Here is a 25672-nt window from a genome sequence, read left to right as displayed (position 1 = left end):
ATGATCGCCAATGGCAGCTCTTCGAAGTGAGGTGAAAGCCTTTATTGTTCAGGCTCTCGCGTGCTTTGACACACCTTCTCAGGTGGTTGAGGCCGTCTTAAAAGAATTCAACGTTGTTGTCACTCGCCAGCAGTGCGAATCACACGACCCAACAAAGGCAGCCGGCAAGGCGCTGGGCGAGAAGTGGGCAACGATGTTCCGTGAGAGCCGCAAGCGGTTCCGCGAAGAGACTGAAGACATCCCGATCGCCAATCGAGCCTTCCGACTGCGCGCCCTGAGCCGCATGGCTGAGAAAGCCGAAGGCATGAAGAATATGGCGCTGACTGCCCAGCTACTGGAGCAGGCTGCCAAAGAGTGCGGTGACATCTACGTCAACCGGGCCCGGAAGGAAGAGGTTGGTGATGAACCGGTGATCCCGACCCGCATCCAGGTCGACGTGGTGGATGCGAGGAAGCCGAATGCCGAGCCTTAACGTTCCGCAGGCTCAGTTCCTCACGCTGCCCCACAAATTCCGTGCGTTCGTTGCCGGGTTCGGCTCAGGCAAGACTTGGGTGGGATGCTCGGCACTGAGCAAGCACTTCATGGAGTGGCCCGGCGTCAACGCTGGGTACTTTGCACCGACTTACCCGCAGATCCGGGACATCTTCTATCCGACCATGGATGAGGTGGCCTACGACTGGGGGCTGAAGACCAAGATCAACCAGGCGAACCACGAAGTTCACATCTACAGCGGCCGGCAGTACCGCGGCACTGTGATTTGCCGGTCGATGGAGAAGCCGCAGACCATCGTCGGCTTCAAGATTGGCCAGGCCCTGGTCGATGAGCTGGACGTGATGAGCTTGCTGAAGGCTCAGCAGGCCTGGCGCAAGATCATTGCGCGGATGCGTTACAACTTGCCCGGGCTGAAGAACGGCGTGGACGTAACCACGACGCCGGAAGGCTTCAAGTTCGTCTACCAGCAGTTCGTAAAGCAACTGCGTGACAAGCCGGCGCTGAACGACATGTACGGCCTGGTACAGGCAAGCACGTTCGATAACGAGCTGAACCTGCCGGATGATTACATCGCATCGCTGATGGAGTCGTACCCGCCACAACTGATTCAAGCGTATCTGCGTGGCCAGTTCGTCAACTTGACGTCCGGCACGATTTACACGGCCTACGACCGCAAGCTCAACGGGTGCTTTGATACCGTGCAGCCTGGCGAGCCGCTGTTCATCGGGATGGACTTCAACGTTGGCAAGATGGCGGCGATCACCCACGTCAAACGCGACCAGGGGTTGCCCAGGGCTGTAGATGAGTTGATCGACGGCTACGACACGCCCGACATGATCCGCCGCATCAAAGAGCGCTACTGGCAGCACGACGGCAATGACTTCAAGAAGACCTGCGAGATCAGGATCTACCCGGATGCCTCGGGCGATTCGCGAAAGTCTGTGAATGCCAGCATCACCGATCTGGCCATGCTCAAACAGGCCGGGTTCGCGGTCATTGCTCCAGCGGCAAACCCGCCGGTGAAAGACCGAATCAACGCAATGAACGCCGTCTTCTGCAATGCGCAGGACGAGCGCCGCTACCTCGTCAACTCGCTCACCTGTCCGACCTATGCCGATGGCCTGGAACAGCAGGTGTGGGGCGCGAACGGGGAGCCAGATAAAACCGCCGGCATCGATCACGCGAACGACGCCGGCGGCTACTTCATCCACCGCGAGTACCCGATCATCAAACCGGTCACCGCTATCAAAATGGGATACGCCCGATGAGCAACGACGTCTCCTTCAAGCGGGCGGAATACACGGCAGTGCTGGACCGCTGGGCTACCGTCCGCGATGTCTGCGCAGGTCAGCATCGGGTTGTCGATCGGCTCCCGTACATCAATGCGCACGACAAGTCGCCAGAGAACGAAGACCGGAACCGGGCTTACCGCGAGCGGGCAGTGTTCAAGAACGCCACCGGCCACACCCGAAATGGGCTGCTGGGCCTGGCCTTCCATAAAGACCCGACCCTCACGGTGCCGAAGAAGCTGGAATACCTACAAGACAATGCCAACGGCTCCGGGGTGAGCATTTACCAGCATTCACAAGGCACGCTTGAGAAGGTGCTTGAGGCTGGCCGCCACGGCCTGTACGTCGACTATCACCAGGACGACGGCATCGGCGGGCACTCTGTGATCCTGTCCTATTGCGCCGAAGACATCATCAACTGGCGCACGGGCATGGTGAACGGGCATAGCGTGCTGACTCTGGTGGTGCTGCGCGAGTCGCCGGAGATCCCGGAAGGGTTCGGCTACAAGACGGCTGAGCAGTACCGGGAACTGGCGCTGGAGGACGACGGTTTTGTCTGCCGCGTCTGGCGCCGGTCCGGTCCGAAAGGTGGCGGGCCGCTGGCGGTCATCGAAGAGTTCAGGCCGGAAGGCGTCACCGGGCGTCTCAAGGAGATTCCGTTCACCTTCGTCGGCGCGCAGAACAACGACCCAAGCATCGACGAGTCGCCGCTGTACGACATCGCCATGATCAACCTGGGCCATTACCGGAACAGTGCCGACTACGAAGACAGCGTCTTCTGGTGTGGCCAGGCCCAGCCGTGGATTTCTGGATTGGACGAGCAGTGGGTAAAGCTGCTTGAGACAAAAGGGGTCTATGTCGGATCGCGCGCGCCGATGCTCCTCCCAGCGGGCGGCGCCTTCGGTTACGCGCAGCCGGCACCGAACACACTGGTCAAGGAGGCCATGGCCGATAAGAACCAGATGATGATCGAGCTGGGCGCCCGGATGGTGGTGGCGTCACTGGCCGCCAAGACCGCTACGGAGTCCCGTGGCGATCAGTCGGCATCCACTTCGGTGCTGGCCGGGTGCGTAGCAAACGTCAGTGAGGCCTATACCCGGGCGATCATGTGGTGCTGCGCCTACATGGGCATCGCTGACAAGAAGGTCGCCTACCAGGTGAATCAGGAGTTCGTCGAACTCACGGCTGATCCGCAAATGATCACGGCATTGGTTGGCTTGTGGCAGCAAGGCGGTTTCGCTAAGGCAGACCTTCGGGCCTACCTGCGCAAGCTGGGCCTGATTGCGCCAGAGCGTACAGACCTGCAGATCGACGGTGAACTGGAAGAGCAGAGCGACGGACTGGGCCTGGACGACGAGGACGAACCAAATGGCGGTAAATCCGGCAGTACTTGATGCCACGATCCGGCACGCGGTCTTCCTTGAAAAGCTGAAGGCAGGGGAGGTCGGAAAATTTGCTCCTTTCCTCAAGGAGATTGACCGGTCTATACGGGACCGGCTAACCAAGTCGGACCTGACCGAGTACAACGTCAAGCGCCTGGAGGCGCTGCTGAAGGAGGTGGACAGCCTGTTGCTGGGCATCTTCGACCGCTACAGCGAGCAACTGAACCTCGACCTAGTGGACATCGCCAACTACGAGGCCGAATTTGAGGCGACCAGCCTTGCCAGGCCGGCGCCGGTTGGCGTGTCGCTGGATGTGGTAGCACCAACGGCTGCTGCGATCCGTTCGGCAGTGCTGACGAATCCGCTCAGTGTGCGCGGTACCGGCGGCGGCAAGTTGCTGAAGGCCTTTATCAAGGGTTGGACCAGTGCAGAGCGTGAACGCGTTACCGGCACTATCCGGCAGGGCTTCTTCGAAGGGCAGACGAACTTCCAGATCACCCGCAACATTCGCGGCACCAAGGCGGCAGGATACAAAGACGGCATCCTGGCCATTACCAACCGTAATGCCAGCACGGTCGTGCACACCGCTATTCAGCATGTGTCGTCCCAGGCCCGTATGGAGGTGGCCAAGGTCAACACAGACATAGTGCAAGAGATCCAGATGGTGGCCACGCTGGATAGCAAGACCAGCCAGTTGTGCCGCTCGATGGACAAACGCAAGTTTCCGGTGGATTCCGGTCCAAGGCCGCCGTTCCACCCGAACTGCCGAACCACGTTCATCTTGCTGACTAAGCTCAGCGCGATGTTCGCCAAAGGCGCTACCCGGGCGTCAGTGGGTGCTGACGGCGGGCAGCAGGTGAGTGCTGAACTCGATTACTACCACTGGCTCCAGCAGCAGCCGGCTTCGTTCCAGGACGTCGCCATCGGGCCCGTCCGAGCCAAACTGTTCCGGGAGGGCGGGCTGACCGTCGAGCGCTTCGCCGAGCTGCAGCTTGATCGCAACTTTGCGCCGCTGACTCTGGTGCAGATGAAGGGGCTGGAGCCGCTGGCCTTCGAGCGAGCAGGGATCTAACCGAACAAATTCAATCAGCCGCCTCCGGGCGGTTTTTTATTGCCTGCAAAGCGGGCGAACAAACCCAAGGGGTGCATCAACGTGGCAGAAGAAAACGAAATCGACCTGGAAAACCCGGCAATCAAGGCCGCTATCGCGACTGCCGTTGAAGCATCCGTTTCGGGTTTGAAAACCAAGAACTCGGAATTGCTGGGCAAGCTGAAGGAAACCTCCGGCAAGCTGACCCAGTTCGAAACCCAGTTTGAGGGCATCGACATCGACGCCGTCAAAGGCCTGCTCAGCCGCGCTGGGCAGGACGAAGAAACCAAGCTGCTGACCGAGGGCAAGGTGGACGAGGTCTTCAATCGACGCACCGAGCGCCTGCGTAGTGACTACGACAAGCAGTTGAAGACCATCAGCGAGCGCGCCGAGAAGGCTGAGTCCTTTGCTGCCAAGTTCCAGGGCAAAGTCCTGGGCGATTCGGTGCGCGGTGCAGCGCTGAAAGCCGGCGCTCTACCAGAAGCAACCGACGACATCATCCTGCGCGCCAAAGGCGTGTTCACTCTTAACGAAGATGGCGATGCAGTCGCAGTTGATGAATCCGGCCAGGTCATCCTCGGTAAAGACGGCAAGACCCCTCTGACTCCGCTCGAATGGGCGGAATCTCTGCGCGAAAGCGCACCCCATCTGTGGCCAAGGGCTTCAGGGACATTTGCCCCGGGCGGGGGTGGCGGCAAGGCTGCATTCAAGCGCTCCGAAATGACCTCCGAGCAGAAGCGCGACTTTCAGCGCAAGCACGGCCAAACCGCATATCTCGCATTGCCCAAGTAAGGGGATTGACCCATGGCTACAACCGTTAACAGCGACCTGATCATTTATAACGATGAGGCGCAAACCGCATACCTGGAACGTGTCCAAGACAACCTGGATGTATTCAACGCATCGTCCAACGGCGCAATGGTGCTGGACAACGAACTGATCGAAGGCGACTTCCGCAAGCGCGCCTTGTACAAGCTGAACGGCTCTCTGGAACACCGTGACGTCAACTCTGACGGCAAGGTAACTGCCAAGAAGATCTCCGCCGGTGAAGCTGTCGGCGTCAAGGCACCCTGGAAATACGGTCCGTACCAGACCACCGAAGAGGCGTTCAAACGCCGCGGTCGTCCGGTCGAGGAGTTCTCCCAGATCGTCGGCGCAGACGTCGCTGATGCGACCCTGGAAGGCTTCATTCAGTACGCAACTGCTGGCCTGCGTGCCGCCATCGGCTCCAACGCTGACATGGTGGTTTCGGCCAACATCGAAACCGATGGCAAGAAGACGCTGACTCGCGGTATGCGCAAGTTCGGCGACAAGTTCGGCCGTATTGCTCTGTGGGTCATGCACTCCAGTGCCTACTTCGACATCGTCGACGAAGCCATCACCAACAAGATCTACGAAGAAGCTGGCGTTGTGATCTACGGCGGCCTGCCGGGCACTCTGGGCAAGCCTGTACTGGTGACCGACACCGCGCCGGCGGATGTGATCTTCGGCCTGCTGCCAAACGCCGTAACCATCACCGAGTCGCAGGCGCCGGGCTTCCGTTCCTACGAAGTGAACGACGAAGAAAACCTGAGCATCGGCTACCGCGCTGAAGGCACCGTGAACATCGATGTACTGGGTTACAGCTGGAAAGCCACCACTGGCGGTTCCAACCCGACCCTGGCTGCAGTTGGCTCCGCTGCGAATTGGGTCAAACATGCGGGCAGCAACAAGGTTACCGCCGGTGTGATGATCACGCTGACCTCAACGCCTCCTGTTACTGGCGGTTAAGCCTCAAACTCAACGTGCGGTCAGCAATGACCGCCTTGGAGAAACACATGGAACTGACTTACAGCAACCAGCTGAGCGGCTTCGACCCGGAGAAGCGTTACCGCAATCCGGAACACTTCGATAAGCCCGAAGCGGGTGTGACCAGCGTGCTGGTGATTGGCGATTGGCCGAGCGTGGTCAATGCGTACGAAGCAGCCGGCATCGATGTGTCGGTGACGGAAGCCAAGCGGGCGCAGATTGTTGGTGCGGGCAACCAAGCCGAACTGGAAAAGGTTATCGCGGCTTTGCGTGCTGAGCATGGATCGATCCAGATTCTTATTGACGGCCTGGAAGCTGGCGAAATCCATCGTCCAGTGTCTGGCGACCTAGCGTTGCGCTTGTTTGACGTGCTGGGCAACATCCATGCTTCGGTAGGTGAGCTGACCACTGAGCGTAACGGCTTGGCCTTGACTGTCGATGCACTTCGCGGAGAGGTTGAAGCGCTGAAGAAGTCGGCCCCCACGCCGCCGGCTGATGAGGCCGGTGAAATCGCGGCGCTGAAAGCAAAGCTCGACGAAGCCAAGATTCAGTATCGGGCCAACGCCTCCAAAGAATCCCTGGAAAAGCTCGTCGCTGAGTTGCCCAAGGAGTAATACTGCTGGCTGTCGGTCACCCGGCGGCCAATTTTCAAACCATTCCAGCGAGTTGACGCATGACACTCATCATCGAGGACGGCACCGGCAAGCCTGACGCCGAAAGCTACGCGAGCGCCGCGGACCTGGCCATGTATGCCGTGAAATTCGGCACGGTCATCCCTGTAGGTGTTCCGGAGCAGGAAGCGCTTCTGCGCCGGGCCGCCTTGGCAATGGATGGCATGACCTGGAAGGGGCGCAAGACGAACAGCGAGCAGGCTCTGTCCTGGCCGCGCCGGGAAGTCCTGCTGGATCACGAGATCAAGCCGAACAACTACCTGCCGGCGCGGATCCAGTACGGCCAGATGGCCCTGGCCGCCGAGATTCATCAGGACGACATCGATCCGGTGGAGAAGCGCAAAGGTGCAGTGCTGCTGGATCGTGTCGAGGGTGCGGTAACGCGGCAGTATGCGGCGATCCCGAACACCAGTGGCCGACTGTTGCCGGCGGCTCCAGATCGGCCGAGCGCAACGCAGTTCGCCGACTACCTACAAAAGCGCGGACTGTTCGCAATCCGCGCATAGCAGCAACGGAGACCACCATGGCCACCTTCTACGACGAAATGGCCGTGATGGCTCTGGATATGATCACAGAGTTCGGCCAGCCCGTGACCATCAGCAAGACTGAGCCGGGCGAGTACGACCCGGAGACGGGCGGGGAAGCGCCTGGCGCAACCATCGAGCAAACCGCCCAAGGCATCCTGCTCGACTTCACCGGCCAAGAATTCCAGAACAACAGTCTCATCAAACAGGGCGACAAGAAGCTCAAGATCGCCGCGCAGGGATTGGCCTGGATGCCCGGTCTGCTCGACAAAGTGGTTGCTCAGGGTCGTACTTGGTCAATCGTGCCGCCGCTGAAAGAGGTCAACCCTGCCGGTACGCCGATCCTGTATGAGTTGCAGGTTCGGTCGTGACGAACAAGTACGCGAGCATGAACGGTAGCTTCGCCGAGAACATTCGCGACTTCGCCGAGCGCGCGAAGGGTGGTATCGACGCGACCATCCGCGAGATCGTCATCGAGATCGGAAGCAGCGTCATCCGCATGTCGCCCGTGGGCAATCCAGAGATATGGGCGGCGAACGTTGCGCACCGCCAGGCGAACACCCGGGCCGCCGATGACTATGACTTCAAGGTCGCGGTCCGCAATACGATCATCAATCTCAACGAATCGAACTTCACCAAAGCAGGCAAGCTGCGGCGCGGTTTGAAGTACGCCAAGCCCCTGACCAAGACCGAGCGCGACCAGAACTTCAGCGTGAACGGTTTGGTGGCAGGCAAGGGCTACGTTGGCGGGCGATTTCGCGGGAACTGGCAGTTTTCAATTGATGTGCCGGCCGAGGGAGTGCTTGATCAGATTGATGTCAGCGGTAACGTCAGCATCGCTGTGCTTAAGGCGCAGGTTCAAACCCTGACCGCGGGGCAAACGGCCTACATCGTGAATAACCTGCCCTACGGCATCGCACTAGAATATGGGCACAGCAAACAAGCACCGCACGGGATGGTTCGAGTCACCTTGGCCAACTTCCAAAAGACTGTCGACGATGCAATCAGGAAAAACCAGGTATGAGCCACGCCATCATTGCGTCCATTTACGAGGCCAAGCTCATTGCTTGGAGCAGGGCCCGGGTGGAGCCGATCAGGGTCGTGTTCGAGAACGTCCAGTACGACCCGGCCGACGGCGAGACTTATCTGCGGGCGTTCTTGCTCCCGGGCGATACCGCGAGCAGCACGCTCGCTGGCGACCACCGCGCATTCATCGGCGTCTACCAGGTCAGCATTGTGGCTCCGGCCAATACCGGCAAGACCAAGACGAATCCGCTTGTGGCCGAGTTGACAACACTGTTCCCCCTGTACTCGAGGGACACGAAATCAGGTGTCACTGTGGTCACAATGTCTCCGGTCGACCCAGGCCCCGGAATCCCTGACCCACCCACATTTACCGTGCCGGTGTCGTTCGAATACCGAGCGGACATCGCCACCTGAATAAGCCCGTTGGGCAAACCCCGAAACCCGCCTCTGCGCGGGTTTTGTCATTTATGAAAAGAGGAAACACCCATGCAAATGCCCAACGGCGCCACCCTTGAGATCGCGTCCATCTACGGCACGCCGATCCCATTCACCGCCCTGACAAACGCCAATCCAGCCGTCGCAACGGCTGCGGCGCACGGCTTGGCCGAGGGCGACATCATCGCCGTAAACTCCGGCTGGACGCGCCTCGACGGTCGCGGCGTTCGAGTTGGCGTGATTGCCAGTGGCACCTTCGCCCTGGCAGGCGTGAACACCACCAACGCTCAGCAGTACCCAGCGGGCTCAGGTATCGGCTCCGTCCGCGAGGTGACTGCCTTCACGGAGATCTCGCAAGTCACCGAAATGAACTCGGCCGGTGGCGATCAGCAGTTCCTTACCTTTGGTTTCGTGGCCGACGACAACGACCGCCAGATGCCAACCACCAAGAACCCGATCACGCTGACTTACACCGTCGCTGACGATCCGTCCAAGCCCTATGTGGCTGTCTGTGAGGCGGCGGACGACGACAAGCAGCCTCGTTTGCTCCGCCTGAACCTTCCGGGTGGCAGCAGCATTATCTACAACGGCTATGTGTCGATCACCGCGACGCCGACCATGTCTCGCAACAACCTGATGACCCGTGTTATCAGCGTTGCCCTGACTGGCCTTCCAACTCGCTACGCAGCGACGGTGTAAACCATGGCCAAGTTCAAGCTGATCCAAAAGCCGACCTTCAAGGCGCCGGTAATGATCCAGCGCGCGGGCTACAACGCTGAAAAGGTCGAGTTCGAATTCAAGTACCTGGACCGTACCGCGCTCGCTGAGCTGTATACCGGCTGGAACGAGCGGCACGACGAGCTGGGCAAGCAGGTAGGGGACATGGACCTCAAAGCTTTCACTGCCGCCCAGATCGCCCTGCAAGCCGACCAGTTGCTGGACGTGGTCGTCGGTTGGGATATCGAAGAGAAATTCACGCCTGAAAACGTGCGCATCCTGGTCAACTCGATCAACTCGGCCCCCAAGGCGGTGCTAAATGCTTACGCCGAAGCCTTCAGTGAGGCCCGCCTGGGAAACTCCTAAGCGCCTCCCGCGCCCTGTATGAGCCTGGGCCATCAGATGCAGACCTGATGGCCTTCGGCTTGTCCCGCCAGGACATCCCCGACAGGGAAGTCGGCATCTGGCCGGACAACTGGGACGCCTTCAAAGTCTTCGAGGCCATGAGCACCCAGTGGCGCACAGGCGCGTGCGGCGCAACAGGCATGGACTACAGCGTTCTCTCCGGGGTTATTCGGATGTGCGGCGTACCGATCAGCCAGCGACAAACCATTTTCAGCGACTTCCGCCGTATGGAGGCTGAAGCCCTGCAGGTGATGGCGGAGCAGCGGGAGAGCGCTAGGGGAGGGTGATCCTCAGGCACAAAGACGCAAGACAACCAACATGACGCGGCATCGCCGCAGGAGAAACCATGGATAAGCCTTTTGCCATTGTCGACGGAAAGCTCTACATCAACGAAGCCCTGATCGGCGATAGCACGATCGGGATGGTCAAAGTTACCGATGAACGCATTCAGGTGCTGTCTCAGTCGGTGTCGAGCTTGAGTGCTCAGGTGTCCAGCGAAGCGGCTGCGAGAGCCAATGCCGACACGGCACTCGCAGCGCGTATTGATTCGCTTCAGGCTTCGATCAAACCTGATGCGTGAGATGCTTGGCCGCCTCTAGACCAAGCTTCGTAATCTCCTTGAGCGAGAACTCGTCGACCGGCTTGCCTTCAAGTTTTACGTTGACGATTACCGCACAGCCGTCCGCGTCCCCCAGATGTAACTGGGCAGTTGGTGGGGTGTTGTGACGGGACAGAGCCAGGTTGTTGAGTATTAGAGCCACATTGACCTCCAGGTCATAAACGCGCCGATATTGGCGCAATCCCAGTCCTTGGGCTTGCAGGCGAAGGACTGGGGAAATCCTTTTTAGGCCTCCTCGTAAAAAGAGATCGTTTCTTTCAGCGAGGTTGAAAACTCATAGATCTCGTCCAGCGAGTTGATAGGGTGGCGCGTTTCGACTTTGTCTTTGTCGAAAATTCCCAGATATTTTTGACTGCGATTGAAGTGAAGCCTGGCGATAGGTTTTCGATTATTGTCGTCTAGGAGGATACCGAAGTAGCTCTGTGTGTCTCTGCTAGCTATGCGCTTTGCATCTATAACAGTCCGAACAATCGCTTTGATAATATGGAACCCTTCAAGCTCCTCCATCGTCGTCAGAATGCGATCCTCAGGCTCTTCTTGTGCATCAGCCTGATTTTCGGCCACGACCGATTCAGCTAGCGTGGGAAACGTGGCTTTACTCATCGCTGACTTAAGCCTGTCGTTGATCTGGTCACTGAGAAACTGAGAAGCCGCCTTCCTTGTGAGCTGAGCAAATTGATCTCTAACTTTCTGGGTGATTACTCCTTCGTAGACTCGCGATGCGAAGAAACGAACGAAATCATCATCAGGCTGGGTGAACTGCTTGGCCATTTCCTTTTTGATGTTTCCCACATACTTCAGTTCGCCAGCGGCATTGATGATCGAATCAACGTCGAAAGCGGATTTTGTCAGTTTTTGAAGCTCGGGGATGACATGCTCATCGATGTTGAGCAGGTCGATCTCAAGAAATGGCTTCTCGTCCATTTTGTTTGGAGCATCTAGATCGGTATAGAACCGATAAAATCTGCCATTTGTGAGGATGGAAATTCGCGCAGTCGTAACGTGGAAGTAGCGGAAGAGCTGGCTCGCATGGTTAATATTGAGCGGCTCGCCGACTTTTTTCGTTTCGATCAAAATCTGTATCTGGCCACCCTTCAAAATCGCGTAATCGATCTTTTCCCCTTTTTTCGTGCCGACATCGCACACGTATTCCGGAACGACTTCGGAGGGGTCGAACACATCGTAGCCCAGCACGGTATGAATGAACGGCATTACGAAAGCAGTCTTTGTTGCTTCCTCAGTTTGAATTGTCGATGCTAGCTGATTAACCTTCGCTGACATTGCGTTCAAGCGTTCTACAAAATCCATTTCTCTGCTCCGCTGCACGTTCATCCGGCTGGGCCGTAGAGGCGCAACGCTACTACGCCAAGCCCTTGCCCCGCCACTGGCATTCCATCCACGCTGGATGTCTGGCCAGCTGCTGATGCACGCGAACCCGAAGAACCCCGCCAATGCAGGGCTTTGTTGTTGGCATTTTTGCCCATGCCTCGACGGTGATACGATAAAGTCCCAAGCATGGATACCCCATGATCACTGGACAGGGACTTCGAATGTTTGTCTTGAGGCTGCTCGTTTTAGGTTTTTTGGCATTTTTCAGCTATTCGATGGGCACGCAGCGCGGACCGCTCAACGCATTCGGAACGATAGTTGCGTATAGCTCGGTAGTGTTCGTGCCGATGTTCTATATGCTCCCCACTATTGAGGCATGGATTAGGAAAAGCACGAATTTGCCCGCCATAGCCGCCGTGAATTTCTTCCTCGGCTGGAGCTTGCTGGGTTGGGTCGCGGCTCTGGTTTGGGCATTCAAACAGCCATCGCCCGTGGTGATGGTGCGTGAGCCTGAAGCGCCGCTCACCAATTTCAGTATGCCAACCCAGGAAAAGCCAAAGAAGAATTGCCAGTTCTGCGGAGAGGAGATTCTGGCGATCGCCGTTAAGTGCAAGCACTGCGGCAGCGATTTAACGCAGGATTCCTAGCCTCCGCCGAAATAAGCGCACAAAACAAGCCGGCCATGAGCCGGTTTTTTATTGCCCAAAGAAAAGCATCGGATTGCAGTCCAACCGTGCAAGAAGAGAGAAGCCAATGAGCACAAATTTCGCCTCCCTGGGCATTTCGGTTGAGTCTTCACAGGCAGCTAAAGCTTCCGATGATCTGGACAAGCTTGTCGATTCGGCGGTGGAGGCTGAAAAGGCCATCGATGAACTTGGGAAAACTGGTGAAGGTCTCGCGAACACTGGCAAGAAAATCTCTCAGACCGAGTCAGAAGTAGCGCAAGGGGTCGAAAAGACGACTGTCGCGATTGATCGTCAGGCAACCGCCGGCAAAAAAAGAAGCGACAGTGCCGCGTACGAGATGACCATCACTCGGCAGCTTGAAGCTGCTGTCGCGGCCGCCGCGGGCTCCAGAGAGAATCTCTCGCGGGCGAATGAGCTTTACGTTAAGGCTCAGGAGCGTGGTCTGCTACTGACTGAGGATGAAATTCGACTTGAGGGGCTTCTCGATAAGGCAGAACTGAAAGTCGAATCGTCGCGGATGCGGCAGATCGCAGCTGCCGAGAAAGAGAATGCTCAAAAGCAGAAACTGATTGAGTCAGAGAACCGTCGCATTGAGGCGCTCAAGCGAACTGTTAATGGCATAGATCCACTCACCAAGAAACTTGCTGAACTGGAGGCTCGTGAGCGGGCTCTCAACGAGCTGCATAAATCGGGTGAGTATGACGCGCTTCGTTACAACGAGGCTCTGGCCAAGATCGGAAAAGACCGGGCCGGCTTGACCGAGACCGCCAGTGCATTCGACAAGCTGAAGCTAGGAACCCGCCAGGCACAAGAAAACGTCATGCAGCTTAGCAACGCGCTTCAGTCAGGGGACTGGGGTAGTGGGGTTCGTGCCGTGACCCAATTGGGAGTTGGCGCTGGCGCGACCATGACCAGCATGCTCGCTATCGCTGCACCTATTGGGATCGTGGTGGCCGCCATCGGCGGGCTTGCATATGCCTACCATAAAGGCAGTGAGGAGCAGGAAAACTTCAGTAAATCACTGGTTTTGACTGGCGATCGCGCCGGGGTAAGTGCCGCCCAGCTTAGCGATATGGCTCGCCAGGTGAGCGCAACAATCGGCACGACAGGGCAGGCTGCCGAGGTCCTGGCATCTTTGGCAGGTAAAGGTAAGCTCGCTAGCGGGAGCTTTGTTGAGATATCAGAAGCTGCTATCGCCATGGAGAAGGCGACTGGCAAGTCGGTTGATGCAACCGTCGCAGAGTTCGTGAAAATTGCTGAGGATCCCGTCGCTGCGGCGAAGTCTCTAAATGAGCAATATCATTTTTTGACGGCGAGTGTGTACTCGCAAATCGTCGCTCTCCAAGAGCAAGGAAATACGGTCGGCGCTGCAAAAATACTTACCGACAGTTACGCCTCGACTATTGAAACAAGAGCCGGCCAGATCACCCAAAACCTTGGGCTCATTGAGCGTGGATGGAATGACATTCGGGATGCAGCCAAGAAAGCGCTCGATATCCCGCTTTCGCTCGGACGCGAGAAAACTCTGGCAGAGCAGTTAGAAAGCGAGAGAGCAAAGCTCGACGACCTGAATAAAAAGACGTCCGGAAACAAAATTGTTGCCGGCAGTGCCTCGGTATCTGAGGAGCGCAAGCAGCTTGAAGAGTCGATCCGACTAAAAGAAGCCTATGTCGAGATTGAAAAGCGTCAAAGCAAGTACGTAGGCGACCGCAGAAAGATCGAAGACGACGCGGTGGATGCAACTGCTCGTGCTGATGCTAGGCACTTGGCGAACCTTTCGAATGAAGGAAAGCGCGCTCTCGAGATCAAAAAGATCAATGAGGACACAGCGAAGATCCGCGCGGCGAACCCCAACGATAAGAGAGTTGATCCTAAGTACGTCGCCGAGCAGATAAAGGACGTCAATGACAAGTACAAAGACCCGAAAGTCGCCTCCAGCCAGGTCGACCTGACCGGCTTCAATAACGCCAAGAACAACCTATCCGATATCGTCAATGAATACCGAAACGCCCAGAAGGAACTGGAGGCCCAGCAGAAAGCCGGCGTAGTTTCGCTGTCGGACTATGCCAAGCAGCGTTCGGCCCTGATCAATCAGGAAAAGGATGATGTCGCCGCGGCTTACCAGGCCGAGATCGACGCTTTGGAGGCTGCCAAGGCCAAGAAAGGCACAACGGCGGCTCAGAGCATCCAGCTTGACCAGAAGATCGCCGACGCACGGCAGGGGATGGTCAAGGCTCAGAAGGACGCCGACAGCCAGCTGACGGTTATCGCCACAAACGAGAAGGGCCGTTTGGAGCAACTGACAGCCGCCTCAGAGGCGTACGTCAATCAGCTGGAACGCCAGCGAGCCGCACTGGAAGCCGCCGGCTCCCGCGCTGCAAATGGGCTGGGCCTGGGCGACCGGCAAGCAGCACTACAAGCGAGTCTCGACGCAACCACAGACAGGTTCAACGACGAGCGCGCCAAGCTGCTGGATCGCCGCAAGACTGCGCCTGACAAGTACAGTCAGGAAGACTACATGCGCGACCTGGCCAGCCTGGAGGACGCGGAAAGGAAGTACAGCGACACCGTGGTCGATAACTACGACAAGATGTCGGAGGCCCAAGGCGACTGGCGTAGCGGGGCATCGTCGGCTTTCCAGAACTACCTGCAATCTGCCAACGATGTGGCTGGCCAGACCAAGAGCCTGTTCACCAATGCCTTTTCCAGCATGGAAGACGCAGTCGCCAATTTTGCTGTCACCGGCAAGCTTTCGTTTTCCGACTTCACCAAGTCGATCCTGGCGGACATGGCGAGGATCGCCACTCGGCAGGCTGCATCCAGCATCTTATCGAGCATAGCGTCTGCGTATGGCGGTGGAGGTGCCAGCTTCGGCTCAAGCATCGGTAGCGCTATCACCGCCAACGCCAAGGGCGGTGTTTATGACTCGCCGAGCCTGTCGAGCTTCAGCAACCAGGTGCACGATAAGCCGCAGATGTTCGCATTCGCCAAGGGTGCGGGCATCTTCGCCGAGGCCGGTCCGGAGGCGATCATGCCACTGACCAGGACGGCCGGCGGCGAACTTGGTGTGCGTGCGCTGGGCGGTGGAGGTGGAGGTGGCGGTGGCGGTGGAAACACCTACAACTTCCCCGTGTCGGTATCCGTGCAAACAGCAAGCGACGGCGGCAATGCAACGCAGGAAGACACCACGCAACTGGGCAAGGGCATTCAGCAGGCAGCCAAAACTGAGGCTGAAACCGCAATTGCCAAGGGCCTACAGCCTGGCGGCTCAATCTGGCGCCTGATCAACGGGAGGTAACCGTGGCGATTGAAACTTTCACATGGGCCACCCAGCACGGGGAGTCGCCGACATTTGAATATAGGACCAGGGAATCACGCTTTGGCGGGGGCTATAAGCAAGTCGTCGGCGATGGGCCCAACAATAAAGAAGATGCCTACCCAATCACCCATACCGGCAACACTGCCACGGTACTGGCCATCATGGCGTTCTTCGATCGACACCAGGGCGCCAAAGCTTTCTTGTGGATCACTCCGCTGGGGCAGCTTGGCCTGTTCACCTGCAAGAACCCAACCCCGACGCCCATGGGCGGTGGCGTATTCAAAGTGACGGCGACATTTGAGCGCGCGTTCCACCCGTAAAGGTCAATCTATGTCCCTGATCAATGCTATCCAGACTCTTGAGCCTGGCAATGAAGTCATGCTGTTCGAATTGGACGGCAGCGATTACGGCGCGGGAATTCTGCGCTTCCATGGTCACGCTATCCCGCACACGCCTGCCGAGCTGCTGGCCGCCGGCTCGAACGCCGACCAGCTGCCAGCGAAGTCGATCTGGTGGAAGGGGGAGGAGTACGGCGCTTGGCCCATGCAGTACGAGGGAAGCGAGGCGAATGGCGACGGCACGGCGGTACGGCCGAAACTGGCCGTCGGCAACGTCAACGGGCGCATCACTGCGCTCTGCCTAGCCTTCGAGGATCTGCTGGAGTTCAAGTTGACAATTCGCAACACGCTGGCCGAGTTCCTTGATGCCGTTAACTTCGAAGGCGGCAACCCTGCGGCCGACCCCACCCAAGAATCGATCGAGGTCTGGTATGTCGACCAGAAGACCAACGAGGACGGCGAGTCGGTCAGTTGGGGCTTGGCCAGCCCTGGCGACGTCGGCAGTGAAACAATCGGCAGGCAGATGACCACGCTATGCCATTGGGCGCTGACCGGCGGCTACAGAGGGCCTGATTGTGGCTACACCGGGCCGTATCGGGACAAAGACGGAAACCTGACGGATAACCCCGAAAACGACATTCCCGATGGAACGCTAGGGCGCTGCTGCATTCCCCGATTCGGTGAGGGCAACCCTTACCCGTTCGGGGGATTTCCGGCTGTGTCACTCATTGCCCGGAGCTGAAAATGCGCAAACATATCATTGCGGCCATACAGGCGCATGCGGTGGCCGAGTACCCGAAAGAGTGCTGCGGACTGGTGCTGGCCGTGGGCCGGTCACAGAAGTACTTCCCGTGCCGGAACATCGCCACGGATCCAAACGAAGAGTTCCGGCTTGAGCCAGAGGACTATGTCGCGGCAGAAGACCAAGGCCAGGTTATCGGTATCGTGCATTCGCACCCGGACGCCACTAGCCGCCCCTCATCGCGTGACCTGGCCATGTGCGAAGCCACGGCTTTGCCCTGGCACATTCTGTCCTGGCCCGAGGGCGATCTTCGAACTATCACACCAACCGGCAGCACGCCGCTGCTAAAGCGCCCGTTCGTGCATGGGGCGTGGGATTGTTGGCAGGTCTGCGCTGACTGGTATCAGCGGGAGTGGGGGCTTGAATTTGAATCCTTCCAGCGCGCCGATGGCTGGTGGGAGAGTGCGGGCAGCACCAGCTTGTACGAGGCGAACTACGCCGCCGCCGGATTCGAGCAGGTCGAAAGCCCACGGCGAGGCGACATGATCGTGATGGAGGTAGGCCGCACAGCTCACCCGAACCACGCAGGGATTTACCTGGGGACTGATTCGACGCTGCCAGGCGAAGAGTCCTGCGTGTTCGGACCAGGGCCTTTCGTCCTGCACCACCTGTATGGCCGGCCATCAGAGGTGATCATCTACGGCGGCCCATGGCTGCATCGCACCCGCTTAATTCTTCGACACAAGGAGGCCCGATGAGCGCCATCGTTTATTCGCCGATGACCACTATCAAGCTATCCGGCTCGCTGGCCCAGAAGTTTGGCCGACTGCATCGGCGCCAGGTTGGTTCGGGCGACACTTGGGAGGTTTTCCGGGCGCTGAAGGCAACCATTGATGGATTCGAGACTGAGATCCGCCGCCTTGATCGCCTGGGCCTTCGCTTCGCCATCTTCCGCAACAGGAAAAACGTCGGGCCGGATGAGTTCGGCATGGGCGGTGCCAGGGAGATACGTATCGTTCCGGTCGTAGAGGGCAGCAAGCGCGGAGGGCTGATACAAACAATTATCGGCGCGGTGCTTATTGTGGCGGGTTCATATTTCGGGCAGGCCTGGGCTGTGCAGCTCGGTTTAGGCCTCGTAGCGGGAGGCGTCATACAGATGCTAAGCCCTCAAGCCAAGGGGTTATCACAAAGCGCCTCGCCAGAAAACATGCCCAGCTACGCATTTGGATCAGCCAAGAACACCACGGCCAGCGGCAACCCTGTCCCGATCTGTATCGGAGACCGTCGGTGGGGCGGGGCAATCATCTCGGCATCGATCTACGCCGAGGACAAAACGTAGGCACAACGCACCAAACAAGCCGGCCAAGAGCCGGTTTTTTATTGCCTGGAGGAAAGCATGGGCGCAGCACAGAATCTGGATGTTCACGGTGCCAAAGGTGGCGAGAGCAAGCCAAAAGCACCAGTAGAGGCGCCCGACAGCTTGCGCTCGACCAACGTGGCCAAGATCTTGATCGCCGTGGGCGAGGGTGAATTCGACGGCACACCAACCGCGCGCGACATCTTCCTCGACAACACGCCGATCCAGGATGGCAGCGGGAACTTCAACTTCACCAATGTAAAGTGGGATTGGCGCCCGGGGTCGGTTGAGCAGACCTATATCCCCGGTATCCCGTCTGTCGACAACGAAACCTCGCTGAATATCGAACTGCGCAGCGGCACGCCGTGGGTTCAGTCGCTGACCAATCTTCAGCTGTCGGCAGCGCGTATTCGCCTGGCCACACCGCGACTGGCGAGCCAGGACAGTGAGGGGAACATTGGCGGCTACAGCATCCAATACGCGGTCGACGTGGCCACCGATGGAGGGGCATATCAGGAGGTATTGGTTGGCGCCATGACAGGCAAAGCCACCACTCGTTACGAAAAGTCCATGCGTATCGATCTTCCACCTGCGACCAGCGGGTGGCTGATTCGATTTCGCCGCATCACTCCAAACCAGAACACCGATAAGATCGCGGACAGCCTGTTCATCGCCGGCTACACCCAGGTGATCGACGCAAAGCTGCGCTATCCGAACACAGCGCTACTGTTCATCGAGTTCGACGCCGAGCAGTTCACCAACATTCCGGCGGTCACCGTGAAGTGTAAGGCCCGCCGCTGGCAGGTGCCGAGCAACTATGACCCGGTGGCCCGCACGTACTCTGGCGCCTGGGACGGAACCATGAAGGAGGCCTGGACCAATAACCCGGCCTGGGTGACCTACGGGATCTGCACCCAGGACCGATTTGGCCTGGGTCGCCGCATCAAGCCGTGGATGGTGGACAAGTGGGAGCTGTACCGCATCGCGCAGTACTGCGACCAGATGGTGCCGGACGGTGCCGCAGGCGTTGAGCCACGCTTTCTGTGCGACATGAACCTGCAGGGTAAGGCCGACGCCTGGTCCTTGCTGCGCGACATCGCAGGTATTTACCGCGGCATGACGTACTGGGCCCAAGGTCAACTGGTCATGCAAGCTGATATGCCTCGGTCGCAGGACATCGACTACGTCTTCACCCGATCCAATGTAATCGACGGAAAAATCTCCTACGGCAGTGCGTCGGCCAAGACACGCTTCACGCGCTGCCTGGTCAGCTACGACAACCCACTGAACAACTACGACACCGACGTCACGGTCTATTCAGACCTGCCGCTCCAGCGCCGCCTGGGCGACAAACCGACGGAGATCAGCGCCATCGGCTGCACCCGTGCATCTGAGGCTCAGCGTCGCGCCAAATGGCTGGTGCTGAGCAACAACCAAGACCGGACTATCAGTTTCAGGACCGGCATGGAAGGCCGCATCCCATTGCCGGGCTTCATCATCCCCGTTGCCGACTCGCTGCTGGCGGGCCGTGAGATCGGCGGGCGCATTGCGGCTGCGACGGGGAAGGTCATCACCTTGGACCGCGACACCCTAGCCAAGGCCGGCGACCGCCTGGTGATCAACCTTCCCGGCGGACGGGCAGAAGGACGCACCGTGGAAAGCGTGAGCGGCCGCAACGTAACTGTGACCGTTGCCTACAGTGAGGCGCCGGCGGCACAGCTTCAGTGGGCAATCGACGCTGACGACCTTGCGATCCCTCTATATCGAGTGATGCGGACCGCACGGACGCCAGAAGGCGACTACGACATCAGCGCCTTGCAATATGAGCCTGGCAAGTTCGCCAGCATCGACACAGGTGCGCGCTTGGAAGAGCGCCCAATCAGTGTGATCCCGATCACCGTTGTTCCGGCACCTGCAAGCGTCACAGTTACATCGAACGTATCGATCGACCAAGGCCTGGCCATCAGCACCATGAACATTTCGTGGCCCGCTGTTGCTGGCGCCGTCGCGTATGACGTGGAGTGGCGCAAGGATAACGGCAACTGGATCAAGGTGCAGCGTACTGGCTCAACGAGCGTGGACGTCACCGGAATCTACTCCGGGGCCTACCTGGCTCGGGTGCGCGCGGTGAGCGCCTTTGAGATCTCGTCGATCTGGAAAAGCTCGAACCTGACCAATCTACAAGGAAAGGTCGGCCTGCCGCCGGCGGTGTCATTCCTGACCACCACCAGTGAGCTGTTCGGCATCGGCATCAAGTGGGGATTCCCTGCTGGTGCCGAGGATACCCAGCGCACCGAACTGTGGTATGGCCCTGCAAACAATCTTGGAGCCGCTACCAAGCTGGCCGACCTGGCGTATCCGCAGGCCGACTACCGCATGCAGTCGCTGTTGGCGGGCGCTCGCTTCTTCTTCTGGGCGCGCCTGGTGGACCGGACCGGAAACATCGGGCCGTTCTATCCGGTGGTGAACGGTGTGATTGGGCAGGCCAGTTCGCAGGCCGGCCCCATCCTGGACTTGATTGCCGGCCAGATTGGTAAAACCGAGCTGGCTCAGGAGTTGGTCAAGGAGATTGAACTGATCTCCGGCGACGGTCCGGGGTCTGTGAACGATCGCTTGGAGCAGGCCAAGCAGGAATTGGAAGACCTGATCGATCAGATCACGGACGCCCTGGTCTATGATCCGACCAAAACCTATGCCGCCGGCGACGTAGTGCGGCAGGGCCAGCACCTGTACCAAGCCATCGCGCCGGTACCGAAAAACACTACGCCTCCCAATGCCCAGTACTGGTTCGATATCGGCACCATTGCCGAGACAACCCAGGCCATGGCGTTGCAGATCCAGCAGAACAAGGCGTCCATCGACACCGTGGACGGCAAGGTCACGGCACAGGCCTCCGCCCTGCAATCGCTCCAGGCGAGCTGGAGGGAGGACAGCGGGGAGGGCGACCTGGCGGACGCCCTGAAAGGTTGGGATGCCACCGCCAAGTTCGCTGAGCAGGTGAAGGTTCAGGCCTCGGACAACCGAGCGCTGGTTGAGCGCACCACGTCGCTGGATGCGGCGGTAGGGCAGAACAGGGCCGGGCTTACCTCGCTTGAGCAGGTGGTAGCCACTGAAACCCTTGCAACGGCGACACGACTGGATCAGTTGAAAAGCAGCGTCGACGGCAACACTGCTGCAATTGGCGGTGAGGCATCGACAAGGGCTGATGCCGATAGTGCTCTTGGGACTCGCATCGATCAGGTGGGGGTCACCGTCGGCAATAACGGTGCGGCGATCAGCCAGGAGGAAATCGCCCGGGCGAATGCGGACACCGCGCTCGGCCAAAGAATCGATACGACACAGGCGAAGGTTGCAGAGAACTCGGCAGCCGTTCAAACGGTTACCGATTCCCTGGCCGACACCAACAAGGCCGTCGCCTCACAGTCCACCACGCTTCAAGCTGTTGTTGGCGGCGGGCGGGATGGTACCGACGAGGGAGACCTGGCCAGCGCAATCAGCGAGGTGAAGAACAAGGCTGCGATTCAGGTAACAGCAAGGGCTCAGGCTGATACCAATGGAAAGCTTTCCACCATGTGGTCCGTCAAAATGCAGGTCAATGCCAACGGTCAGTATGTCGCCGCCGGGATCGGCCTGGGTATCGAGCAGGGCGCTGATGGTTTGTTGCAAAGCCAGTTCCTGGTGAGTGCTGATCGGTTTGCCGTAGTGAACACAATCGATGGTGGTGCTTTCACCACGCCGTTTGTAGTTCAGGGCGGTCAGGTGTTCATGAGCTCCGCCATGATTCAGGACGGGACGATCACCAACGCCAAGATCGGCAACTACATCCAGTCGAACAATTACCAGGCAGGTATTACCGGCTGGAAGTTGTTCTTCGACGGGACATTTGAAATCAACAGCCCGCTCGGCGGCCAGGCACGCCAGGTAATCAACAACGCCGGTGGCAAGGTGTTCGATGAGAACGGTGTGAAGCGATACCAGTGGGGGGATCTTTCAGCATGAGCCATGGGGCGAGAGTTTGGGGGCCTACGGGCCTCCTTGAATTGGATGAGACCTCTTTCACCGTGCGCGTTATCTATTCAGCCCTAGTAACCCGGCCTGCCGGCACGCTGTATAGCGACATAGCGGTGCCTGGTTGTGATCCAGCCACCTGCAACGCGGTGTGCGTTCCAACCGCGCCATACCCTGAAGACCCCAGCGCACAGAACCTGAACGCAATCCAATACGAGCCTCAAGTCATGTCCGGGGTAGTTAGGGTTTGGTACGTTAACCGAAGCATAAATCCGTCGTCACCGCCGGCCCCAGGGTTGGCCACACAAAGGCTTTTAGTGATGAAGTACCGATAATGGCGTCTTATGGAATGTCGTTTACCAACGACTCAGGTGTCGTGGTCATCGATTCGGAGTTTGCCAGGTTGGTCGTCCTGTACAAAGGTGACTACAGCGGACCTATCGTCTTCCCGGCGCCGATAACCACCCAGGAACCGCCTTTGGTGTTTGTTCGCCCCAGTGCCTCGGTAACCATAAGTTACGCCAAGATAACCGGTACCGCAGGCAACTGGACGGGCTTCTCATTCTTGGGAATGGGCTCTGGAAAGTTCTTCGTGGCCTCGTTCGGCGGGGCAACTCCCACTGCAAAGTACGGGTTTAGATTATGGGATGGGCAAGGAAAGTTGTTGTTTGATAGCGGGACACCGTGTGCGCAGTTCACCCGCACGATATCGGCATGGACCTACATTGGATCCAGCACAACACCGCAGGGTCAGACCCAGGTCAACTTTACAGCGCCATCCCCCCTGGACTCCGGCGATTACATCATGATCAACAACATAGGGATGGATGTCAGTGCCGGTTCTAGCAAGGGCGCTAAGTTGTACTGCGTGTGGGACTACGCAAACAACCGGATTGTGATGTTTACGATTGGAGTCTCTAACGCTGCGACATTTTATGTGCCCGTGGTGTTCGCTAAGCCAGTGATTTAGCCGTTCATCAGACAATTCAATATCCAATAGCCGCCCTGAGTGGTTTTTTTATTTCCTGGAGAAAAGTATGCCTTGGTACAGAGCCGGCACAGTTGCAGTTGCATTGAATTCCAGCACCGTCACCGGCACAGGCACGTCGTTCAGTGCCAACGGGCGCGTAGGTGATGCATGGACTGGGCCCGATGGGCGCTGGTATGAGGTGACCAACATCGCCAGCAACACGGTGCTGACCATCTCGCCGAACTACCTGGGGGCGACAGTCTCCGCGGGTACGTACGCCCTGGCGCCGATGCAGGGCTACGTGAAGGACTCCGCCGATCAACTTCGGCAGATCGTCAACCAATGGGGCGCCACCCTGGCCGGCCTGGGCGCGGTCTCGACGGAAAACATTGTGCCGGTGGCGAAGGGCGGTACAGGGGCGACAACAGCCCCCGCCGCCCGGGCGATTCTCGGCGCATTGGCGGCTGGCGACTACGGGCTGGGTGGTTCAAGCATCACGGAGGCGGGCAGCCTGAGCACCCTGAACGTGACCAAGTTTTTTAACACGACAGCAGCCACGACTGGAGTTCCGATAGGCCAGGGCACCATAGATGGACAGGGGCATGGCATTCACAACCAGCACCCTAACGGCGCCTACGCAAATGAGATGTGGACGGCGCTTACGGCGAACAGGATGTTTTTCAGGATTCGGGCCGCCAGCAACTGGACGGCCTGGGCAGAGCTGTACCACACCCAAAACACGACCCGCGCCGCCGACGGCACACTGAAGGCTATCTAAATGACCACTCGTGCAGCAGTAAACATATTAGGCGCCGACGGCGCCGTCATTGATGTCACGTCTTTGGGCGTCAACACCATTACGACCGAGCACCCGGGCCCGGGACAGTACCTGGTGCACGGCACGCTTGGAATGGTCCCACCGCCAGAAGGCTGGGGCTACGCGGTGAATCAGGTCGATTCGGCCTGCTCGGTCGGCATCAGCTACAACGACGGCGTGCTGGCGGTAAGTGTGGGTAAGGACGGTGAGCCAACAGACTTAGCTCACAGCATCACCCTGCATGTGGCGGTGGAGTCACTCCCGACCGCGGCGTTACTTGAGCCAACTACATCTGGTGAGGCACTGCTGGAAAGGGCCCTGGCAGAGATCGTGCGGTTGCGTGCCCTCGCTGACTATGCGATCGCGCCACTTCAGGATGCCGTGGATGTCGACGAAGCGACGGACACAGATCTCGCGGCGCTCAAGTCCTGGAAGAAATACCGAGTAGCGCTGAGCCGGGTTATTGAGCAACCGCAGTACCCGGATGCCATTGAGTGGCCCGTCGTGCCTACGTAACTGCAAACGGTCGAAGCCGCCCGCCCTGAGCGGGTTTTTTATTGCCTGGAGAAAAGCATGCCGATCACAGAGCAGCAGTTGCTACAGATCCTCCCGAACGCCGGCCGACAAGCCGGCGTTTTTGTTCCTGTGCTGAATACGGCCATGGCCAAGTACGGAATTGTCACGTGCCTGCGCATCGCTGCCTTCATCGCCCAGATCGGGCATGAGTCGGGGCAGTTCCGCTGGCTGAAAGAGTTGTGGGGCCCCACGCCGCAGCAGGCCGGCTACGAAGGGCGCTCCGATCTGGGCAACAAGGTCAATGGCGATGGCTTCAAATACCGTGGCCGCGGCCTGATCCAGGTTACTGGCCGGGCCAACTACGCTGCGTGCGGCGAGGCCCTGGGCCTGGACCTGATCAGTCGCCCGGAACTGCTCGAGCAGCCGCAATACGCTGCGATGTCGGCGGCCTGGTTCTGGTCTACCCGCGGGCTGAACACTCTGGCGGACCAGAGCGATTTCCTGAAGATCACCCGTCGTATCAATGGCGGCATCAACGGCCTGGAGGATCGCCAGGCTTTGTACAAAGTGGCGCTGAAGGTGCTGGCATGACGCCGGTGCAGAAGTTGGCCAGCCTGGCGGCGCTGATCCTGCTGGCTATGGCCGTGAGCTTCGGCGCTGCCTGGCAGGTGCAGGAATGGCGGTATGACGGGAAGCTGGCAAAGCAGGCGGGACAGTTCCAGACGGACCTTGACGCGATCGGCAGTGCCGCTACCGCCCAGGCCCGCGCCGAGCAGGACAAGCGCCTGGCCACCGAGCAGCAACTGGCCGCTGCCGATCAAAAACACACCAAGGAATTATCCGATGCCCAGCGCAACCAGGCTCTGCTGCGTGACCGTCTTGCTACTGCTGATGTGCGGTTGTCAGTCCTTCTCGACGCCACGGATTCAGCCGGTGGCTGCGACGTGCCTGCCGCCCCCGGCGCCGTCGGCGTGGTTCATGCAGCCCGTCGAGCCCAACTTGACCCAGCGCATGCTCAAAGAATTATCGCCATCACCGATGCCGGAGACCAAGGATTGATCGCCCTGCGAGCCTGTCAGGCCTACCTAAAAGAGGTTTCTACACCGAAGTAAAAGGAGCGGCCGGGCAGGATGCGTCAACATCCACCCGGCC

General features: G+C 58.8%; 29 protein-coding genes. 27 read left to right on the top strand and 2 right to left on the bottom strand.

Annotation, left to right across the window (positions count from 1 at the left end):
* Positions 1-10 precede the first annotated feature (10 nt).
* From HYE77_RS31020 to HYE77_RS30950, 15 genes are all read left to right on the top strand, one after another.
* Positions 11-472: a DUF2280 domain-containing protein gene (locus HYE77_RS31020; RefSeq protein ID WP_167665108.1), complete on the top strand. Its 462-nt coding sequence runs from the start codon at positions 11-13 to the stop codon at positions 470-472.
* On the top strand, positions 459-1760 hold the full coding sequence (locus tag HYE77_RS31015; protein ID WP_177070402.1) for a terminase large subunit domain-containing protein: 1302 nt from the start codon (positions 459-461) through the stop codon (positions 1758-1760). The genes HYE77_RS31020 and HYE77_RS31015 overlap by 14 nt, the downstream gene beginning before the upstream one ends.
* Complete coding sequence (locus HYE77_RS31010) at positions 1757-3175, top strand: DUF4055 domain-containing protein (RefSeq protein ID WP_177070400.1); 1419 nt, start codon at positions 1757-1759, stop codon at positions 3173-3175. The genes HYE77_RS31015 and HYE77_RS31010 overlap by 4 nt, the downstream gene beginning before the upstream one ends.
* Entirely contained in the window at positions 3150-4235 is a 1086-nt protein-coding gene (locus HYE77_RS31005) for a minor capsid protein (RefSeq protein ID WP_177070398.1), read from the top strand. Before HYE77_RS31010 ends, HYE77_RS31005 begins: the two co-directional genes overlap by 26 nt.
* A gap of 81 nt (positions 4236-4316) precedes the next feature.
* Positions 4317-5045: a hypothetical protein gene (locus HYE77_RS31000; RefSeq protein WP_106578028.1), complete on the top strand. Its 729-nt coding sequence runs from the start codon at positions 4317-4319 to the stop codon at positions 5043-5045.
* Between the two features lie 12 nt (positions 5046-5057).
* Positions 5058-6023 carry a major capsid protein gene (locus HYE77_RS30995; RefSeq protein ID WP_122814721.1) on the top strand — a complete coding sequence of 322 codons (966 nt, stop codon included), beginning with the start codon at positions 5058-5060 and terminating at the stop codon, positions 6021-6023.
* A gap of 47 nt (positions 6024-6070) precedes the next feature.
* The gene (locus HYE77_RS30990; RefSeq protein WP_177070396.1) at positions 6071-6655 is read left to right on the top strand and encodes a hypothetical protein; all 585 of its coding nucleotides are present in this window, start codon (positions 6071-6073) and stop codon (positions 6653-6655) included.
* Positions 6656-6714: 59 nt separating this feature from the next.
* Complete coding sequence (locus HYE77_RS30985) at positions 6715-7218, top strand: DnaT-like ssDNA-binding protein (RefSeq protein WP_177070394.1); 504 nt, start codon at positions 6715-6717, stop codon at positions 7216-7218.
* Positions 7219-7235: 17 nt separating this feature from the next.
* Positions 7236-7607, top strand: coding sequence for a hypothetical protein (locus tag HYE77_RS30980; protein WP_177070392.1), 372 nt, complete (start codon positions 7236-7238; stop codon positions 7605-7607).
* A gap of 17 nt (positions 7608-7624) precedes the next feature.
* Positions 7625-8260 (top strand): hypothetical protein, encoded by a 636-nt coding sequence (locus tag HYE77_RS30975; protein ID WP_177070485.1) that lies wholly within the window; start codon positions 7625-7627, stop codon positions 8258-8260.
* On the top strand, positions 8257-8676 hold the full coding sequence (locus HYE77_RS30970) for a phage tail terminator-like protein (RefSeq protein ID WP_177070390.1): 420 nt from the start codon (positions 8257-8259) through the stop codon (positions 8674-8676). Before HYE77_RS30975 ends, HYE77_RS30970 begins: the two co-directional genes overlap by 4 nt.
* 72 nt (positions 8677-8748) lie before the next feature.
* Positions 8749-9396 carry a phage tail protein gene (locus tag HYE77_RS30965; protein ID WP_177070388.1) on the top strand — a complete coding sequence of 216 codons (648 nt, stop codon included), beginning with the start codon at positions 8749-8751 and terminating at the stop codon, positions 9394-9396.
* Positions 9397-9399: 3 nt separating this feature from the next.
* Complete coding sequence (locus HYE77_RS30960; RefSeq protein ID WP_177070387.1) at positions 9400-9780, top strand: phage tail assembly chaperone; 381 nt, start codon at positions 9400-9402, stop codon at positions 9778-9780.
* Between the two features lie 47 nt (positions 9781-9827).
* Positions 9828-10106, top strand: a complete 279-nt coding sequence (locus HYE77_RS30955) for a DUF1799 domain-containing protein (protein WP_177070385.1) — start codon at positions 9828-9830, stop codon at positions 10104-10106.
* A 59-nt stretch (positions 10107-10165) separates the two neighbouring features.
* The gene (locus HYE77_RS30950; RefSeq protein ID WP_177070383.1) at positions 10166-10399 is read left to right on the top strand and encodes a hypothetical protein; all 234 of its coding nucleotides are present in this window, start codon (positions 10166-10168) and stop codon (positions 10397-10399) included.
* Here HYE77_RS30950 and HYE77_RS30945 read toward each other — a convergent pair.
* Together HYE77_RS30945 and HYE77_RS30940 are read right to left on the bottom strand one after the other, a co-directional pair.
* Complete coding sequence (locus HYE77_RS30945; protein ID WP_177028262.1) at positions 10383-10619, bottom strand: hypothetical protein; 237 nt, start codon at positions 10617-10619, stop codon at positions 10383-10385. The two genes, HYE77_RS30950 and HYE77_RS30945, sit on opposite strands and share 17 nt — an antisense overlap.
* A gap of 44 nt (positions 10620-10663) precedes the next feature.
* Positions 10664-11746, bottom strand: coding sequence for a type I restriction endonuclease (locus HYE77_RS30940; protein WP_177070381.1), 1083 nt, complete (start codon positions 11744-11746; stop codon positions 10664-10666).
* A gap of 218 nt (positions 11747-11964) precedes the next feature.
* Here HYE77_RS30940 and HYE77_RS30935 point away from each other — a divergent pair, with 218 nt between their 5' ends.
* The 12 genes from HYE77_RS30935 to HYE77_RS30880 all read left to right on the top strand — a co-directional run bounded on the left by HYE77_RS30935 (position 11965) and on the right by HYE77_RS30880 (position 25632).
* Positions 11965-12414: a superinfection immunity protein gene (locus HYE77_RS30935; RefSeq protein ID WP_218173635.1), complete on the top strand. Its 450-nt coding sequence runs from the start codon at positions 11965-11967 to the stop codon at positions 12412-12414.
* A gap of 106 nt (positions 12415-12520) precedes the next feature.
* Positions 12521-15751: a phage tail tape measure protein gene (locus tag HYE77_RS30930; protein ID WP_177070379.1), complete on the top strand. Its 3231-nt coding sequence runs from the start codon at positions 12521-12523 to the stop codon at positions 15749-15751.
* A 2-nt stretch (positions 15752-15753) separates the two neighbouring features.
* Positions 15754-16092 (top strand): phage tail protein, encoded by a 339-nt coding sequence (locus tag HYE77_RS30925; RefSeq protein WP_177067395.1) that lies wholly within the window; start codon positions 15754-15756, stop codon positions 16090-16092.
* 10 nt (positions 16093-16102) lie between these two features.
* Positions 16103-16852 (top strand): phage minor tail protein L, encoded by a 750-nt coding sequence (locus HYE77_RS30920; RefSeq protein ID WP_177070377.1) that lies wholly within the window; start codon positions 16103-16105, stop codon positions 16850-16852.
* Positions 16853-16854: 2 nt separating this feature from the next.
* On the top strand, positions 16855-17610 hold the full coding sequence (locus HYE77_RS30915; protein ID WP_177070375.1) for a C40 family peptidase: 756 nt from the start codon (positions 16855-16857) through the stop codon (positions 17608-17610).
* Entirely contained in the window at positions 17607-18191 is a 585-nt protein-coding gene (locus HYE77_RS30910) for a tail assembly protein (RefSeq protein ID WP_177067392.1), read from the top strand. Before HYE77_RS30915 ends, HYE77_RS30910 begins: the two co-directional genes overlap by 4 nt.
* A 57-nt stretch (positions 18192-18248) precedes the next feature.
* The gene (locus tag HYE77_RS30905) at positions 18249-22208 is read left to right on the top strand and encodes a phage tail protein (RefSeq protein ID WP_177070373.1); all 3960 of its coding nucleotides are present in this window, start codon (positions 18249-18251) and stop codon (positions 22206-22208) included.
* 358 nt (positions 22209-22566) lie between these two features.
* Complete coding sequence (locus tag HYE77_RS30900) at positions 22567-23187, top strand: hypothetical protein (RefSeq protein WP_250884703.1); 621 nt, start codon at positions 22567-22569, stop codon at positions 23185-23187.
* A gap of 67 nt (positions 23188-23254) precedes the next feature.
* On the top strand, positions 23255-23965 hold the full coding sequence (locus HYE77_RS30895; protein ID WP_177070371.1) for a phage tail protein: 711 nt from the start codon (positions 23255-23257) through the stop codon (positions 23963-23965).
* Complete coding sequence (locus tag HYE77_RS30890; protein WP_177070369.1) at positions 23966-24520, top strand: tail fiber assembly protein; 555 nt, start codon at positions 23966-23968, stop codon at positions 24518-24520.
* Positions 24521-24577: 57 nt separating this feature from the next.
* Positions 24578-25111, top strand: a complete 534-nt coding sequence (locus tag HYE77_RS30885) for a glycoside hydrolase family 19 protein (RefSeq protein WP_177040406.1) — start codon at positions 24578-24580, stop codon at positions 25109-25111.
* Positions 25108-25632 carry a lysis system i-spanin subunit Rz gene (locus HYE77_RS30880; protein ID WP_177070367.1) on the top strand — a complete coding sequence of 175 codons (525 nt, stop codon included), beginning with the start codon at positions 25108-25110 and terminating at the stop codon, positions 25630-25632. Before HYE77_RS30885 ends, HYE77_RS30880 begins: the two co-directional genes overlap by 4 nt.
* Positions 25633-25672: the final 40 nt, after the last annotated feature.

The organism is Pseudomonas sp. IPO3774, assembly GCF_013386835.1.
Lineage (GTDB): Bacteria > Pseudomonadota > Gammaproteobacteria > Pseudomonadales > Pseudomonadaceae > Aquipseudomonas.
The sequence above is the reverse complement of the archived record's forward strand: the minus strand, read 5'-3'. Positions and strand labels throughout refer to the sequence as shown.

Bases quoted from the DNA above. Each gene is read 5' to 3' on its own strand.
- HYE77_RS31020 (WP_167665108.1), top strand. From the start codon at position 11: ATGGCAGCTCTTCGAAGTGAGGTGAAAGCCTTTATTGTTCAGGCTCTC.
- HYE77_RS31015 (WP_177070402.1), top strand. From the start codon at position 459: ATGCCGAGCCTTAACGTTCCGCAGGCTCAGTTCCTCACGCTGCCCCAC.
- HYE77_RS31010 (WP_177070400.1), top strand. From the start codon at position 1,757: ATGAGCAACGACGTCTCCTTCAAGCGGGCGGAATACACGGCAGTGCTG.
- HYE77_RS31005 (WP_177070398.1), top strand. From the start codon at position 3,150: ATGGCGGTAAATCCGGCAGTACTTGATGCCACGATCCGGCACGCGGTC.
- HYE77_RS30995 (WP_122814721.1), top strand. From the start codon at position 5,058: ATGGCTACAACCGTTAACAGCGACCTGATCATTTATAACGATGAGGCG.
- HYE77_RS30990 (WP_177070396.1), top strand. From the start codon at position 6,071: ATGGAACTGACTTACAGCAACCAGCTGAGCGGCTTCGACCCGGAGAAG.
- HYE77_RS30985 (WP_177070394.1), top strand. From the start codon at position 6,715: ATGACACTCATCATCGAGGACGGCACCGGCAAGCCTGACGCCGAAAGC.
- HYE77_RS30980 (WP_177070392.1), top strand. From the start codon at position 7,236: ATGGCCACCTTCTACGACGAAATGGCCGTGATGGCTCTGGATATGATC.
- HYE77_RS30975 (WP_177070485.1), top strand. From the start codon at position 7,625: ATGAACGGTAGCTTCGCCGAGAACATTCGCGACTTCGCCGAGCGCGCG.
- HYE77_RS30970 (WP_177070390.1), top strand. From the start codon at position 8,257: ATGAGCCACGCCATCATTGCGTCCATTTACGAGGCCAAGCTCATTGCT.
- HYE77_RS30965 (WP_177070388.1), top strand. From the start codon at position 8,749: ATGCAAATGCCCAACGGCGCCACCCTTGAGATCGCGTCCATCTACGGC.
- HYE77_RS30960 (WP_177070387.1), top strand. From the start codon at position 9,400: ATGGCCAAGTTCAAGCTGATCCAAAAGCCGACCTTCAAGGCGCCGGTA.
- HYE77_RS30955 (WP_177070385.1), top strand. From the start codon at position 9,828: ATGGCCTTCGGCTTGTCCCGCCAGGACATCCCCGACAGGGAAGTCGGC.
- HYE77_RS30950 (WP_177070383.1), top strand. From the start codon at position 10,166: ATGGATAAGCCTTTTGCCATTGTCGACGGAAAGCTCTACATCAACGAA.
- HYE77_RS30940 (WP_177070381.1), bottom strand. From the start codon at position 11,746: ATGGATTTTGTAGAACGCTTGAACGCAATGTCAGCGAAGGTTAATCAG.
- HYE77_RS30935 (WP_218173635.1), top strand. From the start codon at position 11,965: ATGATCACTGGACAGGGACTTCGAATGTTTGTCTTGAGGCTGCTCGTT.
- HYE77_RS30930 (WP_177070379.1), top strand. From the start codon at position 12,521: ATGAGCACAAATTTCGCCTCCCTGGGCATTTCGGTTGAGTCTTCACAG.
- HYE77_RS30920 (WP_177070377.1), top strand. From the start codon at position 16,103: ATGTCCCTGATCAATGCTATCCAGACTCTTGAGCCTGGCAATGAAGTC.
- HYE77_RS30915 (WP_177070375.1), top strand. From the start codon at position 16,855: ATGCGCAAACATATCATTGCGGCCATACAGGCGCATGCGGTGGCCGAG.
- HYE77_RS30910 (WP_177067392.1), top strand. From the start codon at position 17,607: ATGAGCGCCATCGTTTATTCGCCGATGACCACTATCAAGCTATCCGGC.
- HYE77_RS30905 (WP_177070373.1), top strand. From the start codon at position 18,249: ATGGGCGCAGCACAGAATCTGGATGTTCACGGTGCCAAAGGTGGCGAG.
- HYE77_RS30900 (WP_250884703.1), top strand. From the start codon at position 22,567: ATGTCGTTTACCAACGACTCAGGTGTCGTGGTCATCGATTCGGAGTTT.
- HYE77_RS30895 (WP_177070371.1), top strand. From the start codon at position 23,255: ATGCCTTGGTACAGAGCCGGCACAGTTGCAGTTGCATTGAATTCCAGC.
- HYE77_RS30890 (WP_177070369.1), top strand. From the start codon at position 23,966: ATGACCACTCGTGCAGCAGTAAACATATTAGGCGCCGACGGCGCCGTC.
- HYE77_RS30885 (WP_177040406.1), top strand. From the start codon at position 24,578: ATGCCGATCACAGAGCAGCAGTTGCTACAGATCCTCCCGAACGCCGGC.
- HYE77_RS30880 (WP_177070367.1), top strand. From the start codon at position 25,108: ATGACGCCGGTGCAGAAGTTGGCCAGCCTGGCGGCGCTGATCCTGCTG.